The 12,465-nt window shown below is 61.7% G+C and carries 12 protein-coding genes; 7 read left to right on the forward strand and 5 right to left on the reverse strand.

The window, feature by feature from the left end:
* Nucleotides 1–39 precede the first annotated feature (39 nt).
* Genes purL through purS form a run of 3 tightly spaced genes read right to left on the reverse strand, consistent with a single transcriptional unit; the run spans nucleotide 40 to nucleotide 3,274 of the window.
* A complete protein-coding gene (gene purL, locus CCICO_RS09590) occupies nucleotides 40–2,340 on the reverse strand; it encodes a phosphoribosylformylglycinamidine synthase subunit PurL (RefSeq protein WP_018020471.1) in 2,301 nt (766 codons plus the stop codon).
* A 19-nt stretch (nucleotides 2,341–2,359) separates the two neighbouring features.
* Nucleotides 2,360–3,031 (reverse strand): phosphoribosylformylglycinamidine synthase subunit PurQ, encoded by a 672-nt coding sequence (gene purQ / locus CCICO_RS09595; RefSeq protein ID WP_018020472.1) that lies wholly within the window; start codon nucleotides 3,029–3,031, stop codon nucleotides 2,360–2,362.
* Nucleotides 3,032–3,274 (reverse strand): phosphoribosylformylglycinamidine synthase subunit PurS, encoded by a 243-nt coding sequence (gene purS / locus CCICO_RS09600; RefSeq protein ID WP_018020473.1) that lies wholly within the window; start codon nucleotides 3,272–3,274, stop codon nucleotides 3,032–3,034.
* A 112-nt stretch (nucleotides 3,275–3,386) separates the two neighbouring features.
* On the opposite strand from purS, the gene CCICO_RS09605 reads away from it, so the two are divergent.
* The 4 genes from CCICO_RS09605 to CCICO_RS09620 all read left to right on the forward strand — a co-directional run bounded on the left by CCICO_RS09605 (nucleotide 3,387) and on the right by CCICO_RS09620 (nucleotide 6,980).
* Nucleotides 3,387–3,989, forward strand: a complete 603-nt coding sequence (locus CCICO_RS09605; RefSeq protein ID WP_083878354.1) for a lipase family alpha/beta hydrolase — start codon at nucleotides 3,387–3,389, stop codon at nucleotides 3,987–3,989.
* A gap of 145 nt (nucleotides 3,990–4,134) precedes the next feature.
* Nucleotides 4,135–4,569 carry a hypothetical protein gene (locus tag CCICO_RS09610; RefSeq protein ID WP_018020475.1) on the forward strand — a complete coding sequence of 145 codons (435 nt, stop codon included), beginning with the start codon at nucleotides 4,135–4,137 and terminating at the stop codon, nucleotides 4,567–4,569.
* 165 nt (nucleotides 4,570–4,734) lie between these two features.
* Entirely contained in the window at nucleotides 4,735–6,060 is a 1,326-nt protein-coding gene (locus tag CCICO_RS09615) for an HNH endonuclease signature motif containing protein (protein WP_018020476.1), read from the forward strand.
* 80 nt (nucleotides 6,061–6,140) lie between these two features.
* A complete protein-coding gene (locus CCICO_RS09620) occupies nucleotides 6,141–6,980 on the forward strand; it encodes a siderophore-interacting protein (protein WP_018020477.1) in 840 nt (279 codons plus the stop codon).
* Here the strand turns inward: CCICO_RS09620 and CCICO_RS09625 are convergent.
* Nucleotides 6,977–7,993 carry an iron-siderophore ABC transporter substrate-binding protein gene (locus tag CCICO_RS09625; protein WP_018020478.1) on the reverse strand — a complete coding sequence of 339 codons (1,017 nt, stop codon included), beginning with the start codon at nucleotides 7,991–7,993 and terminating at the stop codon, nucleotides 6,977–6,979. The genes CCICO_RS09620 and CCICO_RS09625 overlap by 4 nt on opposite strands.
* Before the next feature lie 115 nt (nucleotides 7,994–8,108).
* On the opposite strand from CCICO_RS09625, the gene CCICO_RS09630 reads away from it, so the two are divergent.
* From CCICO_RS09630 to CCICO_RS09640, 3 genes are read left to right on the forward strand one after another with little or no spacing between them, the layout of a single operon-like run.
* On the forward strand, nucleotides 8,109–9,122 hold the full coding sequence (locus tag CCICO_RS09630) for a FecCD family ABC transporter permease (protein ID WP_018020479.1): 1,014 nt from the start codon (nucleotides 8,109–8,111) through the stop codon (nucleotides 9,120–9,122).
* Nucleotides 9,123–9,151: 29 nt separating this feature from the next.
* A complete protein-coding gene (locus CCICO_RS09635) occupies nucleotides 9,152–10,120 on the forward strand; it encodes a FecCD family ABC transporter permease (RefSeq protein WP_341860344.1) in 969 nt (322 codons plus the stop codon).
* A complete protein-coding gene (locus tag CCICO_RS09640; RefSeq protein ID WP_018020481.1) occupies nucleotides 10,117–10,908 on the forward strand; it encodes an ABC transporter ATP-binding protein in 792 nt (263 codons plus the stop codon). Before CCICO_RS09635 ends, CCICO_RS09640 begins: the two co-directional genes overlap by 4 nt.
* On the opposite strand, the gene guaA is transcribed toward CCICO_RS09640, so the two are convergent.
* Nucleotides 10,892–12,460, reverse strand: a complete 1,569-nt coding sequence (guaA, locus tag CCICO_RS09645; RefSeq protein ID WP_026161587.1) for a glutamine-hydrolyzing GMP synthase — start codon at nucleotides 12,458–12,460, stop codon at nucleotides 10,892–10,894. The genes CCICO_RS09640 and guaA overlap by 17 nt on opposite strands.
* Nucleotides 12,461–12,465: the final 5 nt, after the last annotated feature.

The raw sequence follows: 12,465 nt of genomic DNA on the forward strand, positions 1-12,465 counted from the left end.
CTGGTATCAACCTTTTGGTTGATACCAAGCTCTGCGCCGCTACTCCACCACCGAGTTAGCGCCGGCGGCGTGGCCGAAGAGATCCGGCAAGGTGGAGCTCCATGCTTGCTCCAGCTCGGTCACGGAGACCTCCAGGCTCTCGCCGCCGGGCAGCTCGATGGCCACGGTGTCGCTGTCCGAGGTGGCACCGAGATCCGTCACCGGCACCCCACAGGAGGCGGCGCGGGACTGCACGGCGTCCACATCCTCCTCGCGCACGGCGATCACGGCCCGGGAGGCCGATTCCGAGAAGAGGGCGCTGGTGGGCTGCGAGGCGACGTCGACAAGCGAGAGGCTCATGCCGCAGCCGGAGTGAATAGCCAGCTCAGCGATGGCCTGGGAGAGCCCGCCCTCGGAGAGGTCGTGGGCGGCGAGGATGTCGGTGGAGCCGTGGAAGAACGTGGCCAGGGCCTGCTCTCGGGAGAGGTCCACGCTCGGCGGCATACCGGAGAGATCCCCTGCCACTACCTCCTGGTAGATGGATCCGCCCAGCTCATCCTTGGTTTCGCCGAGCAGCAGCAGGCGGGTGCCCGGAGCGGCGTCGGCGGGAAGATGGGCAGGAATGGAGTGGGCGACATTGTCGATCACGCCCAGCACACCCACCACCGGGGTGGGCAGGATCGCCTCGGTGCCCGTTTGGTTGTAGAAGGAGACATTGCCGCCGGAGACCGGAATCCCCAGCTCGCGGGAGCCATCGGCCAGCCCGTGCACGGCTTCGCGGAACTGCCACATCACCGCCGGATCCTCGGGCGAGCCGAAGTTGAGGCAGTTGGTGACGGCGATCGGCTGGGCGCCAGTGACCGCCACGTTGCGGTAGGCCTCCGCCAGCGCGAGACGGGCGCCGGTGTTCGGGTCGAGCTTGGTGTAACGGCCGGAGGCATCGGCGGAGACGGCCACCCCGCGGCCCGTCTCCTCATCGATGCGCAAGACACCCGAGTTGGCGTTGCGGGCCTGGACGGTATTGCCGCGCACGTAGCGGTCGTACTGCTCGGTGATGAAGGAGCGGGAGCACAACGCCGGGGAGCCCACCATGCGCAGCCACACCTCGCGGGCCACCGCGGCGGACTCGGCCTGTGGGAGGTCGCGCTGTTGCTGCAGCTCATCCTGCCAGTCGGGGCGGGCGAAGGGACGCTCGTACACCGGTCCCTCGTTGGCGATGGTGTGCGCGGGGGCGTCCACCACCACCTCGCCGCGGTGGCGAATCACCAGGTGCTCGCCCTCGGAAACCTCGCCGATCTCGGCGCAGGTGACATCCCAGTGCTCACAGATCTGCTTGAAGCGTTCGACATCCTCGGGCCGAACCACGGCGCACATGCGCTCCTGGGATTCGGAGGAGAGGATCTCGGCGGCCGTCATGTTCTCGGCACGCAGCGGCACGGCATCCAAGTTGATGCTCATGCCGCCGTCGCCGGAGGCGGCCAGCTCGGAGGTGGCGCAGGCCAGCCCAGCACCGCCGAGGTCCTGGATGCCCACCACCACTCCGGCGGCGTACAGATCCAAGCAGCACTCGATGAGTACCTTCTCCGCGAAGGGATCTCCCACCTGCACGGCCGGCAGCTTGCGCTCGGCGCCTTCCTCGAAGGTGTCGGAGGCGAGCACGGACACCCCGCCGATGCCGTCGAGGCCGGTGCGGGAGCCGAAGAGCATCACCTTGTTGCCCTTACCTGAGGCGAAGGCCAGCTTGAGATCCTCGGTTTTGAGCGTGCCCACACACAGGGCGTTGACCAGCGGGTTGCCCGCATAGGAGGGGTCAAACACGGTTTCGCCGCCGATATTCGGTAGGCCGAGGCAGTTGCCGTAGTGGGAGATGCCGTCCACCACGCCCGGCAGGACGCGCTGGGTGTCCGGGGCGTCGGCGGGGCCGAAGCGCAGTTGGTCCATCACCGCGATGGGGCGGGCGCCCATGGCCATAATGTCGCGAACGATGCCGCCCACACCCGTGGCCGCGCCCTGGTGGGGCTCCACATAGGAGGGGTGGTTGTGGGATTCCACGCGGAAGGTCACGGCGTTGCCGTCGCCGATGTCCACCACGCCAGCGTTCTCGCCGATGCCGGCCAGAATCTTGGAGGCCATCTCCTCGGTGGTGGTTTCGCCGAAGTAGCGCAGATGCACCTTGGAGGACTTATAGGAGCAGTGCTCGGACCACATCACCGAGTACATCGCCAGCTCGGCGTCGGTGGGGCGGCGACCCAAGATCTCGGTGATGCGCTGGTATTCGTCATCCTTGAGGCCGAGTTCCGCATAAGGCTGCGGGGCGTGGGGGTCCTGGGTGGCGGCGGCCACTGTGTCATTGAACGTCATGAATAGTACTTCCCTTGTCCTAGGCGGCGACTCGTCCGATAGCAGAAAGGAACAGCTCCAACCCGTCGAGCGAGGGGCCAGTGAGCTCTTCCACGGCGTGCTCTGGGTGCGGCATCAGGCCCACCACGCGGCCATTCTCCGAGCACACGCCCGCAATGCGGTTCATGGATCCGTTGAAATTATCGGTGTAGCGAAACACCACCCGCCCGGTATCTTCCAGCTGCTTAATAGTTTCGGCGCTGGCTTGGAAGCGGCCTTCCCCGTGCTTGGCGGGGATGAGGATCTTTTGCCCCTCGCTCAGAGTGGAAGTCCAGGCCGTGTCGGCGTTCGCCACCTCGAGATACGTATCGACACAATGAAAATGCAGGCCTTGGTTCCTGGTGAGCGCCCCAGGAAGCAGACCTGCTTCTGTCAAAATCTGGAAACCATTACAGATCCCCAGCACCGGCATGCCCTTCGTGGCTGCCTCGATCACCGATTCCATCACCGGCGCCAGCGCAGAAATCGCACCGGAGCGCAGATAGTCCCCATAGGAGAAACCGCCCGGCACCACCACGGCATCCACCCCATGGAGATCCGTATCTTTATGCCACAGGCTCACCGCCTCCGCGCCAGCGAGACGCACCGCACGGGAGGCGTCGACATCATCGAGCGTGCCTGGGAAGGTAATGACACCAATCTTCGCGCTCACTTACACCACCTCAACGCCGAGGACCTCGAAGTCCTCGATCACGGTGTTCGCCAGCAGCTTCTCGGCCACCTTCTCCAGATCCTCCGGGGTGACGGTGTCTTCAACGTCTAGCACGAAACGCTTACCCTGACGCACATCGTTCACGCCCTCAACACCCAGCCGGCCGAGCGCACGCACCACAGCCTGACCTTGGGGATCGAGAATTTCCGTCTTGGGCATCACGTTCACAACTACACGAGCCATAAGTTTTTGCTCCCTTATCACGCATGGATTCTAGGCCCACCCAGCTTAACGCTTTCACAGGACATTCCCATCTCATTTGCCCGCAGCGGGGGTGAGGCCACATGCTTAAGGCATGCTTCGACATGTGATCCCGCGGCGCGGCCGACTCCCTGAACTGCACAGTTCCGGCCGGCTCGTGGTTCTGCTCCACGGCACACTCAGCTCGCCCGGCAACTTCGCAGAACTCGCCACAGAACTCGATGCACGAGGCCGACGCGTCATCGCCCCCGAGTATGGTCGCCGCGGCACCGCACCCCTCAACGACTGTGTCGCCGAGGTGCGTTCCATGCTTATCGACGCCAACTCGCACCTCGACATCATCGGGCATTCCCTTGGCGGGCTGGTGGGGCTCCTCGCCGCCGACTGCCCCGAACTCCAGGGACGCATCGGACGCATCATCGGGCTTGGAGCCTGTTGGCGCGGAGTGCCACCCCACTCGGCACTCAGCCAGATGCTCATCTCTCGCCTCTTGGGGCGCAGTTTCACCGATATCATGCAGCCCTTCGCACCAGTCGTGCCCGAGGGGGTAGACATTGTGTCCATAATCAGCAGCCACGACACGTCCGTTCCGGAATACTCCTCACGGCTCGGCCGAGTCATTGAGCTCTCTGGCGTGCATCACGCTCGGATTCCCGACGAGGTGGAGACCGTGTGCGCGGCGTTGGAGGAGGAGTGAGGGACGGCCCGGCGGTTGAGCATTGGCGGCCGAGTATTGGCGGCTATCGATGCACTCCCAAATGTGCAATGCTAGACCGCACCCAATTAATTGGTGAGGGAAAGTATGTGGAGTCGCCGTATTCCCTCAACCTTAGGAGACCGCCATGGGATCCACCCTTAGCGTCCGCTGCATACCTACCGAGCTGCGCGAAAGCTACTCCTCCCACCCGCTATGCCCACTCGTACTAGAGCTGGCAAACGACCCCATCCTGCGCTTTGACGTGGAGAGCGACATTGACGCCCGCGTCCGCCACCGCGCCGCCCACCGGGCGCTCGTTACCGACGGCGTCTGCCTGCGCCAGCTGCCTCTACTTGCTGCATTCCTACAGGCGCGGCCCATCTTCTCGGCGATGCACTATGAAATTGTGCAACGTAGCGTCGGCACGCTCGACGCCGCCACCGCGGTAGAGGTGGATCTCACCCTGCTGTGGCAGCTCCTTCCGGACTCTGACAACCACACACTTCCCTGCCCCTTTGAGCTGCAGCGGCTGGTGCTCTGGGTTCTCAGCTCCACAACGGAGAATGTGCAGTATGACTGAGGTGTTCGAACCTACCTGAGAGGCTTGCGATGCTTACGTGCTGGTTCGATTAGGAATGTGCAGAACTTGCTCTATCGAACCTATGTTCTATTCAGCCCTAGACAGTGTCCCGCGTCGGTGGCATACTAAGCCCAACAAAACAACCACCCGAACATAAGGACACTCATGATAGATCCCCAGGCTTTCCCCTTTCCCGACGATCACCACTACCAGGGTTTCTTCGGCTACTCCTCGGTCAAGCGGCGAATACACGATGAGTCACTCCGCTTCTGCCACGAGCGCCACTGGGAGCCCGACTCCCCGCTGAGTTCGGAGCTCACCCTCAGCGAGTTCGACCCCCTAGCGGAGAATGCTCGGCGCATCCGCTTCGCACTGCACCTTTTCCGCCAATACGAGGAGCAGCAGGAGCATTACGACGCCTTCTGCTCCTACATGGCCAAACGCTATAGCTGTACCGATGGCTACATTCTGAAGCACCTTGACCTCGCTCAGGCGCTGCTCCGCTTCCCACTGATAGCGGCCTTCCTCAATCTCAGGCCGGTGTTTAACGAGGCTCACCTGTGGGCCTTCACCTACGCGGTGGAGGCCATGCAGGATGAGTTCACCGCCGAGTTCGAAGTGCGCTTCCTCGATCGAATACTCCCCCGAGTCGACCGCCAGGCGCTCAAAGGCCCCTACTGGCTACGCTCCCGCATTGCCGAGATCCTCCGGATGATTGACCCACCGGCCGCCGAAACCGATCAGCCCGACCCCCAGCGCGAGGAGCACGAGTGGGTGGACCTCCAGCACAACCCGCTGACAAATACCTACACCATCACCGCTAACCTCAACGCTCACCGCGGCATGCTGGTAGCCGAGGCCATCTCGGCAGCCGCCCGCGATGGGCGCACCCGCGCGGACGGGTTCGTGGGCCTAATCCTCAATAGCATCGACCTCGACGTGGTCATGCACGTCTACGGCGACTGGTTCAACAAAGGCGCTTGGACCCCGACCACCGGCTGGCTCGGGGATCTCGCCACAGACGAGGTCCTCAGCTGGATCACCCACCTTCAGCTACTGTCCGACTCAGAAAAGCCCGGATACGCCCCCACCGAGGCGCAGCGCCACGAGGTGATCGCCCGCTACGGATGTTGCAACCACCCCGGCTGCCCGGTCCCCGCCAACCGCTGCGAGATCGACCACATCGCCGAATGGCACGAGGGTGACCTAACGGCCACCTGGAACCTCCAGCCGCTGTGCAAGCGGCACCACAACATGAAGACCCTTGGCGAGTACACCGTCACGGTCGACCCGCAGGGCACCACCACGTGGCGCTCCAAGACCGGCGAGATTTCCCGCTCGGTCGCAGAGGGGGTGTCCTCCAAGATGCGGCGCGTCAGCCTAGACAACCGGATGACCCGCCGAAAGAGGGTCAAGCGGCAAAAGAATGAGCGCGTCATGGCCGCCACCGGCACCACCCCAGAAGACCGCAACGAGCCGGCCCCCTTCTAGAGCCGAACAGAGAGAACTGAATAGCGACCACACAGGAACATAGATTAGGCTATCCTCGCCTTAAGTCAAGGAAAGGATGTATGTTGAACAGCCCCTACCAAAGCCTGACACTGCCCAAAGCCCCTCGGCGTAACGATCCTCAGATCATCACCGCTGAGGTGGCGAGCCGCGAGTGGATCGCCCCGCGACTACTCAGGATCACGCTGGCGGCCGAGGAGTTCCACCATTTTCGCCTCACAGGGCCCGATGAGTACTTCGGACTTTTCATGCCCCCACCGGGCACCAACTACGAACCGCTCGAGCCCTATAACGGAGGTAATATTCGCCAGCACACCTGCTACCTACCTGAGGAGCAGCGACCAGCGCTGCGGTGGTACACCGTTAGGAAGCTCGACCCCACCGCTGGGACCATCACCGTCGACATCGCCACCCACGGCGTTACCGACCCCAACACCGAAGGCATCGGCCCCGGACTGCGCTGGGCGTTGAGCGTTCAGCCCGGCGCGGCAGTCGGATACTTTAGCGCCCAAGGGCTGTGGTGTCACGCCCATCCCGAGCAATTGCTCATCGGCGATGCATCCTCCACACCTTCGATTCTCGCGATCCTTGAGTTTCTTGAGTACACAGCGCCAGAAAGCTTGGAACACGTCTCGGTGCTCGTGCTCACGGAAGACCCCGATGATCTAGAGCCAGGGTTGGTGGAACGATGGAGCGCACAACTGCAGTCGTGCCGCGTACAGTACGGCTCCTCGGTAGAGCCCACCCCACTACTCGAGGCCTACCACCCTGGCTACGTGTGGGGCTGTGGCGAGCAATCACTCAGTCGAGCGGTCAAACGCCATGCCTCAGAAAAATGGGGGCTTCCAGCACACAACATTCGCTGGAGCCCCTATTGGATCTACGGTTCGCCTAGGCCCTAAACCTTGGAAATGGCCTCGTCAATCAGTTTCTTGTAGCGATCAAGCATCCATGGCACGCTCAATGGGTTAATCATCGACGATGCTGTGACAAGCGACTGGTCAGTGGGTGCCACCTCGGATCCGCGTTCAATGGCGGGGATCCGAGAATAGGCTGGGTCTTCATGCATCTGGGTCCGATTCTCCTCATCTCGATAGAATGTGAAAATTAGATCGGAGCCGTCTAGCTTGTCCAAGTTTTCAGGACTCAGCGGTGCAGAATCGGTGCCCTCGACGATATCTTTCTCTAGCTCCTCCACTACGGGATCCACGGCCAAACCAAGCTTCCTCACCACGGCCACACGCTGCTCGTCAGGCATAAAGACGCCTAGAGCCTCAGGCCCGGTGTTGTAGATGAAGCTGAAGGTAGTGTCCTTGTAATTCGGCTCCTCGGCCGCCGCAAATTCGTCGTTGATCTCCTTGATGAGTTCGTCCGAACGATCTTTCTCCCCCAGGGCGGTGGCAACGGTGGCAATTTGCTGCTCCCACGTGATTGTCCACGGTTCCTCGGGGTAAGCAACCGTGGGGGCGATCGCACTGAGCTGATCGTATTGGTCTTGGGTAATACCGGACCACGGCGCCAAGATCAGATCGGGCTCGAAACCCAATACCTCTTCGGCGGAGAGCTCCTCGCCACCCTGGAAGAGCTGAGGCAGTTCGCCCTCCATATCGTCGACGGCCTCCTTCACCCACGGCAGGTAGCCAGATTCATCAGCACCCCACGCGTACTCCTCCACGGCAACGGGTACAACACCCAAAGCGATAGCGGTTTCGGCCGACCCCTGGCCGAGAGTGACAACGCGCTCAGGTTTGGTGTCGATCTCAGCGGTCCCAAGAGCGTGCTCAATGGTGATGGTCTCGAAATCGGAGTCTTTGGCGGTCGAAGTGTCACCGCCATCGCTGCTGCAGCCGGTCACGCCAATCGCCGTAGCGACAACGACAGCGACAGCGCGTTTTGCAAGGGAAAAGTTCAGCATGGTGCCCTTTCTCACTAGGTTTCTAGGTAACACTAACTAACCCCAGCCTTTCCTACAATTGGGTGTGTTACTATCGCGGCGTTCCCGATTTCCTCGAATCTGCCCAGTGAGGATCATGTCCCTACACCGTCGCCGCCTCTACGGCCTGCTCCTATTGATCATCATCGTGGTACTCGGGGTCCTTTCCAGCTTGCTATTGGGGGCCCGCGACATACCCCTCGGCACAGCTGTCCGAGCCCTCCCCCACATAGGGGATGACCATATCGTTGATCGGGACATACACGTCATTGCCCACTTGCGCTATCCACGCACACTTCTTGCCTTGCTCGTCGGCGCGGCGTTGGGTGTTGCTGGGGCACTCATCCAAGGGCATACGCGCAATCCGCTAGCAGACCCGAGTCTGCTCGGGATTTCCTCAGGCGCCGCCCTAGCCGTAGTCACAGGATTTTCCTTCTTTGGACTATCCAGTATTACCTCGACCTCATTGTTGGCATTTGGCGGGGCGATTGCGTCCACAATCGTGGTATTTGGTCTTGCCACCTCCGGTAAGGGCCGGATGAATCCCCTCACTCTCATTCTCTCTGGTGCCGCGCTCAGCGCTGTCCTGTACTCATTCACGAGCGCCCTTGTTCTCACCGATGAACAGAACCTTAACCTCATGCGTTTTTGGACGGTTGGTTCCGTAGCAGGCCGCGATCTCTCGGTATTCTATGGTGTACTGCCACTCGTACTCTTAGGGGTTATCGCAGCCCTCGCTACCGGTCCTACGCTCAACGTCCTCAACCTAGGTGAGGATGCGGCGGCAGCCTTGGGTATCAACACCTATCGGGCCCGCATCTGCGGCATGCTCCTCATCTCTCTCCTCGCCGGCGCTGCCACCGCCGCCGCCGGCCCAATCGGTTTCTTAGGTCTAGTCGTACCTCATATTGCGCGCGCGCTGACCGGCCCAGACTACCGTTGGTTACTGCCTTACTCAGCTCTCGCAGGTGCCGCTTTGTTGCTCGTAGCTGATGTCGTTGGCCGGCTCATCGTACGCCCCGGCGAGCTGCAGGTGGGCATTGTCCTAGCGTTTGTGGGAGCCCCGTTCTTCCTCATGCTGATGTACCGAAAGCGGGTGAACGCACTGTGAGGGCACTGCGCTACGGACCCTTATCTACTGTGTGGCGCGTCAGAGCTTTCGTGGCCACCCTCGCCCTCGCAGCGGGCATCATGGTGCTTGCTGGATTGTCTGTGTCGATCGTGGGCGACTACCGGCTCAATATTCTCTCCGTGCTGGCTGGTCACGGTTCTCGCGCCGAGCAACTCGTTGTGTATCAATGGCGCCTGCCCCGAACGGCTACGGCCATAGTGGTAGGCATTGCCTTAGGGCTTTCGGGGGCACTCACTCAATCTGTCACCCGCAACCCACTGGCCAGCCCTGACATCCTTGGCATCACCAGTGGTGCCTCAGCGGCGGCGGTCACGGTGCTCACTCTCGGAGCCGCGACATGGAGCCTACCGCTGGCCGCTCTGGTTGGAGCTTGTGTGACTGCACTCGCCATTTGGGCACTTGCATTTCGACGTTCACTCGACCCCTATAGGCTCGTGCTGTGCGGGATTATTGTGACGGCCCTGTTGCAGTCGTACATCAATTTCTTGATGATCCGCGCTGATATCCGTGATGCAACCAGCGCCCAATTTTGGCTCACCGGTTCACTGAACGCAGCCCACTGGGGGCGAGCGCTTCCACTCTGTGTGGTGATCATTGCGCTGCTGCCGCTCATCGGCTGGATGGCGCATCAACTCAAGGCCACGTCGCTAGGAGAAGATTCGGCGGCCAGCCTAGGAGTTCGAGTCAATGCCAGCTATCTCACATTCCTAGGTGTGGCGGTGCTCGTGGCAGCTCTCGCAGTATCGGCCGCTGGACCCATCGGGTTTGTTGCCTTTGTGGCGCCACAGCTGGCATTGCGGGTATCAGGTGTGTCTACTCCGCCCCTGCTGGCCTCGGCACTGATGGGCGCAGCATTGGTGCTCGCTGCCGATATCACAACCCAAACTCTTCTTCCCACAGAGCTGCCTGTAGGTCTCGTGACCTCAGCACTAGGTGGCCTGTTCTTGATTTATTTGTTGAGAAAGGTCAACGCATGAGTATGAGTGTCACCGCAAAGAATCTCAGCGTCAGCTACGACAAACGCGTGATATTAAACGATCTCAACGTGGAATTTCCCGCAGGCAAGATAACCACAATCATTGGCCCCAATGGCTGCGGAAAGTCAACCTTGTTGCGCGCTACCGCCCGCCTTATGGACGCATCGGGAACGGTAACCCTTGGAGGCCACGATATCTCTACGATGAAGCGGAAGGCGCTGGCGACACGAATCGCGATGCTACCCCAAAGCCCTGAAGCTCCATCAGGTTTGCGCGTAGCCGACTTGGTTTCTCGTGGTCGCCACCCACACCAGCGGTGGTATAACCAGTGGTCCTCTACAGACGAAGCGGAGGTAGAGAAAGCGCTAGCACTCACCGGCTCCACCGAGTTGGCAGAACGGCAGGTAGACGAGCTCTCGGGAGGACAACGCCAGAGAGTGTGGATCTCCATGGTGCTGGCCCAAGATACCGAGGTGCTCTTTCTTGATGAGCCCACCACCTACCTTGACTTGTCGCACTCCCTTGAGGTGCTGCGGCTGGTTCGCGGGCTGCGCGGGCGCACCGTGGTGATGGTTCTCCACGATCTCAACCTAGCGGTGCGCTACTCCGATCATCTGATAGTGATGAAAAAAGGCGCGATCGCCGCCGCGGGCGAGCCGCAGGCAGTGATCACGCCAGAACTGTTGCGCGAAGTCTTTGATCTTGACGCGCTGGTCGTTCAGGACCCGGCAACAGCGGGGCCGTTGATCGTCCCGAAAGACGATCGGCCCTCTACTCCCACTCGATAGTTCCCGGGGGCTTGGAGGTGACATCCAAGACAACTCGGTTGACGTCCTCGACCTCGTTGGTAATGCGGGTGGAAATCTTTTCCAACACATCGAAGGGCAGTCGAGTCCAGTCGGCGGTCATGGCGTCCTCGGAGCTCACCGGGCGCAGCACGATCGGGTGGCCATAGGTGCGGCCGTCGCCCTGCACGCCCACGGAGCGGACGTCTGCCAGCAGGACCACGGGGCACTGCCAGATCTCCTGGTCAAGCCCAGCTGCGGTGAGCTCGGTCCGAGCAATGAGATCGGCCTTGCGGAGTGTCTCGAGACGCTCCTCGGTGACCTCACCGATAATGCGGATACCCAAACCAGGACCGGGGAAGGGCTGGCGGCCCACGATCTCCTCGGGCAGACCCAGCTCGCGACCCACTGCGCGAACCTCGTCCTTAAACAGCAGCCGTAGCGGTTCGACAAGCTCGAACTCGACATCGTCCGGCAGACCGCCCACATTGTGGTGGCTCTTAATATTCGCGGTACCCGAACCACCGCCGGATTCCACCACGTCTGGGTACAGGGTGCCCTGCACGAGGTAGTCCACGCTGGATCCCTCGGGAGCATCCTCCAGCACACCAGCAACGGCACGCTCGAAGGAACGGATGAACTCGTGGCCAATGGCCTTACGCTTCTCCTCCGGATCGCTCACACCCTTCAGCTTGGCGAGGAAGGCATCGGCCTCGTGTGCCGTCACAAGCTTCGCGCCAGTGGCCGCCACGAAGTCCTGCTCCACCTGCTCGCGCTCACCGGCACGCAACAGGCCATGATCCACGAATACACAGGTGAGGCGATCCCCAATGGCTCGCTGCACGAGAGCGGCTGCCACGGCGGAATCCACACCACCCGACAGGCCGCAGATGGCGCGGCCGTGCTCGCCCACTTGGGAGCGGACGGCGTCGACAAGCTCGGTGGCGATATTCGCGGCGGTCCAATTCTGCTCCAGCCCGGCGATCTCCGTAAGGAAACGGGTGAGCACCTCCTGGCCATGCGGAGAATGCATGACCTCGGGGTGGTACTGCACGCCCGCCATGCGCTTATCGACGTTCTCAAATGCAGCAACCGGCGCACCAGCCGTGGTGGCGGTGACATCGAAGCCCTCGGGGGCCTGAGTCACGGCATCGCCATGGCTCATCCACACCTTGTGGGTGGAGTCGAGCCCGGCGTGAAGCACGCCCTCGGTAGCGGTGAGATCGGTGCGGCCATATTCGCGGGCGCCAGTGGCGGCCACAGTGCCGCCCAGGCTAGCGGTCATGTATTGGAAGCCATAGCAAATGCCGAAGATCGGCAGGCCAAGCTCGAAAATATCGGAATCAAGGCGCGGCGCCCCCTCGGCGTACACCGAGGATGGACCACCGGAGAGGATCAGCGCGGCGGGATTCTTCGCCTTGATCTCTTCAGCGGTCGCGGTGTGGGGCACCACCTCTGAATAAATATTCGCCTCGCGCACACGGCGCGCAATTAACTGGGCATACTGGGCGCCGAAATCGACGACCACAACGGGATGAGAATTCACTTGCGTCACAAATG

Source organism: Corynebacterium ciconiae DSM 44920 (assembly GCF_030440575.1).
Taxonomy (GTDB): Bacteria; Actinomycetota; Actinomycetes; order Mycobacteriales; family Mycobacteriaceae; genus Corynebacterium; species Corynebacterium ciconiae.

What these genes read in the sequence shown, in the direction of transcription:
- purL (WP_018020471.1), bottom strand. Translation starts at nt 2,340, where the DNA reads ATGACGTTCAATGACACAGTGGCCGCCGCCACCCAGGACCCCCACGCC.
- CCICO_RS09605 (WP_083878354.1), top strand. Translation starts at nt 3,387, where the DNA reads ATGCTTCGACATGTGATCCCGCGGCGCGGCCGACTCCCTGAACTGCAC.
- purS (WP_018020473.1), bottom strand. Translation starts at nt 3,274, where the DNA reads ATGGCTCGTGTAGTTGTGAACGTGATGCCCAAGACGGAAATTCTCGAT.
- CCICO_RS09610 (WP_018020475.1), top strand. Translation starts at nt 4,135, where the DNA reads ATGGGATCCACCCTTAGCGTCCGCTGCATACCTACCGAGCTGCGCGAA.
- CCICO_RS09630 (WP_018020479.1), top strand. Translation starts at nt 8,109, where the DNA reads ATGTCCCTACACCGTCGCCGCCTCTACGGCCTGCTCCTATTGATCATC.
- CCICO_RS09620 (WP_018020477.1), top strand. Translation starts at nt 6,141, where the DNA reads ATGTTGAACAGCCCCTACCAAAGCCTGACACTGCCCAAAGCCCCTCGG.
- CCICO_RS09615 (WP_018020476.1), top strand. Translation starts at nt 4,735, where the DNA reads ATGATAGATCCCCAGGCTTTCCCCTTTCCCGACGATCACCACTACCAG.
- CCICO_RS09640 (WP_018020481.1), top strand. Translation starts at nt 10,117, where the DNA reads ATGAGTATGAGTGTCACCGCAAAGAATCTCAGCGTCAGCTACGACAAA.
- CCICO_RS09625 (WP_018020478.1), bottom strand. Translation starts at nt 7,993, where the DNA reads ATGCTGAACTTTTCCCTTGCAAAACGCGCTGTCGCTGTCGTTGTCGCT.